The organism is Frankia sp. CcCS3 (assembly GCF_977927575.1).
Genome location: NZ_CDWRCL010000307.1, coordinates 1 through 3,584, shown reverse-complemented (window position 1 = coordinate 3,584; position 3,584 = coordinate 1). Strand labels below are relative to the sequence as shown.

The 3,584-nt window shown below is 70.8% G+C and carries 3 protein-coding genes; 2 read left to right on the top strand and 1 reads right to left on the bottom strand.

The annotated features are described in order from the left end of the window. Window positions 1-174 precede the first annotated feature (174 nt). Window positions 175-1,137 carry an RDD family protein gene (locus tag AC08OQ_RS18385; RefSeq protein ID WP_476605848.1) on the bottom strand — a complete coding sequence of 321 codons (963 nt, stop codon included), beginning with the start codon at window positions 1,135-1,137 and terminating at the stop codon, window positions 175-177. Window positions 1,138-1,305: 168 nt separating this feature from the next. On the opposite strand from AC08OQ_RS18385, the gene AC08OQ_RS18380 reads away from it, so the two are divergent. Next, window positions 1,306-2,316: a stage II sporulation protein M gene (locus AC08OQ_RS18380; RefSeq protein ID WP_476605847.1), complete on the top strand. Its 1,011-nt coding sequence runs from the start codon at window positions 1,306-1,308 to the stop codon at window positions 2,314-2,316. A 132-nt stretch (window positions 2,317-2,448) separates the two neighbouring features. Then, a partial coding sequence (locus AC08OQ_RS18375) for an alkene reductase (RefSeq protein ID WP_476612248.1) occupies window positions 2,449-3,584 on the top strand: 1,136 nt, incomplete at its 3' end.

Sequence of the window (3,584 nt, the reverse complement as noted above, 5' to 3'; positions counted from 1 at the left end):
GACGAGCGTTTCACCGGCGGACCAGCCGCCACGTCCGGTGTGTGCGGTACGTCCTACATTGTTTAGCAGACGTTAAGGAAGTGTGGATCTGATGGTGCGTGCCCCGGCCGGTCCGGGCGGGTGCGGCCGGACGATGGGCTGGCTGGCTGCCGGGGACCGGTGAGGGCGGCCGGGTCACCGGCCCGGCGGGGGCTGCGGGGCCGTGGGATAGGGGGGTTGCGGGGATTGGTCCTGAGCCGTCGGGTATTGGGCCGTCGGGTACTGGGCCGTCGGGTACTGGGCACCCGGGTACGGGGCGAAGGCGGGGGAGGGTGTCGATCTCGGCCGGTTCGCCGTCAGCCGGTGGTAGGCACGCCGGGTTCGCTCGGCCAGCACGGCGGACAGGTAGGCCCAGCCCGGCGTGCCGGGCGGCGGCGGTGGTGTCACGACGGCTCGCACCTCCCGGACCAGCCCGCTGCCGAGGCATTCGAGGGCCTGCGGGGACAGCTCGTGTGCCCGGCCGAGGAACTGGCGGGCACGCAGGGCCAGAGCATCATCCAACCCGGTGAGGTCAAGGGTGGCGGCCCAGCCGACGAGCTGGGGCGGGACGGACGCCGGCACTCCGCCAGTGCGCGGCACGCTGGCCTGCAGGACGACCGTGCCGGCGAAGACGTCCCCCAGCCGCTTCGCGTGTTTCGACACCAGCATGCTGATCACTGCGGGCAGGCCCAGCAGCAGTCCGGGACGTTCGACGACCGCCCCGACCAGACCCCGGGCGAACGCGTGCCGGAAGTGGATGGGACCTCCGTCGTCGCGGACGACGCGCAGCCCCAGGGTCATCTTGCCGAGGGTCCGCCCGCGCGTCAGCGTCTCGCAGGTGACCGGGTACCCGAGCACGATGCCGACATAGACCAGCAGGAACACCGTGGCGATCAGGGCGTCGTTGTCGGGCCGCACGATCAGTAGGGCCGCGGCGCCGACCGCGTAGAGGATGTAGAGCTGGATGAGCAGGTCGAGCAGGCCGGCGATCAGACGGGAGCCCAGCCGAGCCACCCGCAGTTCGATGGTGATCGCTTCACCTGTGACGATCGCCTCACCCGTGAGGACACCCGTGCCGGCGAGACCGGCGGATCCCTTTCCCGTGACGACCTGGTTCATCTGGGCCCCCCGGGACCTCGATGGGTATCCGGACATCACTTTATGGCCTACGCCGCCCGGTTCGCTCCTCCTCGCCGGGTGGTGCCGCTGACAGCGGTGAGGACGGTTCGGACGCGTGCGGCTCGACGGTCTGCGAGGATCTCGACGGTCTGGGAGGATGAGGCCGTCATGGATCTTGATGCGTACGTCGCCGTGCACCGGCCGGAATGGGTCCGGCTTGGTCGGCTCGTCGACAAGGCCGGCCGGCCGCGGCGGATGGCACCGGACGAGCTCGACGAACTGGTCGAGTTGTACCAGCGCGCGGCTACCCACCTCTCGGTTATCCGCAGCCGGTCGTACGACACGACCCTGGTCGACGATCTGACGAACCTGGTGACGCGAGGCCGGGCGGCGGTGGGCGGCGCACCTGACCCCGGCTGGCACATCGTCGGTCGTTTCTTCGCGGTGACGTTTCCGGTGGCCGTGTACGAACGCCGATGGTGGGCTGTCGCGACGGCGCTCGGCTCCCTGCTCGTCGCGCTGGCCGTCGGTCTGTGGGTCGTGCACGACGCCGAGGTACAGGCGAACCTGCGTGCGCCGGACGCGGTCGCGGATCTGTGCCGCCACGGCTTCGCGTCCTACTACACCGAGAATCCGGCCTCGTCCTTCGCTAGTCAGGTGTGGACGAACAACGCCTGGGTGTCCGCGCAGGCGGTGGTCTCCGGGGTGCTGCTGGGTCTCCCGACCCTGCTGGTCATGTTGCTGAACGCGCTGAATCTCGGCGTCGTCGGCGGATACATGACCAGCTGCGGGGAGAGCGGGCAGTTCTTCAGCCTGATCCTCCCGCACGGCCTGCTGGAGCTCACGGTCGTGTTCGTTGCGGGCGGGGTCGGGCTGCGTCTCGGTTGGACGATCATTGCACCGGGTCCGCGCAGGCGGGTGGAGGCCCTGGCCGCAGAGGGGCGCGCAGCGGTGGCCGTCACGATGGGGATGGCGCTCGTGCTGGCCGTCTCCGGGCTGATCGAGGCGTTCGTGACCCCGTCGGGGCTGCCCACGGCGATCCGGATCGGGATCGGCGCGGTGGCGTTCGGCGGCTTCATCGCTTACGTCCGGCTGTACGGCAGCCGGGCGGCCGCGGCCGGAGAGACCGGTGACATCGACACCGGGCGCGGCGGCGCCGACCTGCTCCCGGTGGCCTGACCGCGCCGACCGGGGCCCGTGGCGGGCATCACATTTCTGGGGCGGCGGGAAGGCTGCCCGGCGATGTACCTGTTCGGTAGGTACAGGCGCGGCGCCCTGGGGTGAGCCGTGACGCCGACGAGAGGGAGCCTCATGACCACCGCGTTCGACCCGATCGATCTGGGCGGACTTCGCCTGGCAAACCGCATCGCACTGGCCCCCATGACCCGTAACCGGGCCCCCGGCGCAGTCCCGGCTCCGGCCACGGCCACCTACTACGCCCAGCGTGCCGGCGCCGGGCTCCTCATCACCGAGGGCACCCAGCCCTCCGTCGGTGGACAGGGTTACCCGAACACCCCGGGCCTGCACAGTGAGGAGCAGGTGCGGGCCTGGCAGCAGGTGACCGGCGCCGTGCACGAGGCCGGCGGAGTGATCTTTGTCCAGGTGATGCACGCTGGTCGCATCAGTCATCCCGACCTGCTGCCGGGCGGTCTCGTCCCGGTGGCCCCCTCGGCGGTCCGCCCGGCCGGCCAGGCGTTCACCGGCGAGGGTATGCAGGACTTCGTCATCCCGGCCGAGCTGACCGAGCAGGGCATCATCGAGATCATCGCCGATTTCGTCGCCGCGGCCCGTAACGCCGTCGAAGCCGGCTTCGACGGCGTCGAGATCCACGGCGCCAACGGCTACCTCGTGCACCAGTTCCTTGCCAGCGGCACCAACCGGCGCACCGACGGCTGGGGCGGCTCGGCGGCGGGTCGGATCCGGTTCGCTGTGGAGGTCACCCGGGCGGTCGCCGCCGCGATCGGCGCTCATCGGGTCGGCCTGCGGATCTCGCCGGGCACCACCTTCAACGACATCACCGAGGACGACGTGCGCGACACCTACGTCGCGCTGGTGGACGCGGTCGCTCCGCTGGGGCTTGCATACCTGCACATTGCGGAGAACACCGGGCGCGAGCTGACCCGAGAGCTGCGGGATCGCTTCGGCGGTCCGCTCATCCTCAACCCGCTCACCCCCGACCACCCGACCGGGCCGGAGGAGCTGTCGCTCGTGGAGAACGGCACCACCGACATCCTCAGTTTTGGGACGCTGTTCCTGGCCAACCCCGACCTGCCCGTCCGGCTCGCGGCCGGCGGCCCGTTCAACTCGCCGGACCGCGCCACCTTCTACGGTGGCGACGAGCGCGGGTACACCGACTACCCGGCACTCGCCGATGCCGACGCCGATGCCGACTCTGTGGCCGTGACCGTGGTTCAGCAGGAGTCGCCCGAAGCCGGGCCGGTCGTCAC

Bases quoted from the DNA above. Each gene is read 5' to 3' on its own strand.
- AC08OQ_RS18385 (WP_476605848.1), bottom strand. From the start codon at position 1,137: ATGAACCAGGTCGTCACGGGAAAGGGATCCGCCGGTCTCGCCGGCACG.
- AC08OQ_RS18380 (WP_476605847.1), top strand. From the start codon at position 1,306: ATGGATCTTGATGCGTACGTCGCCGTGCACCGGCCGGAATGGGTCCGG.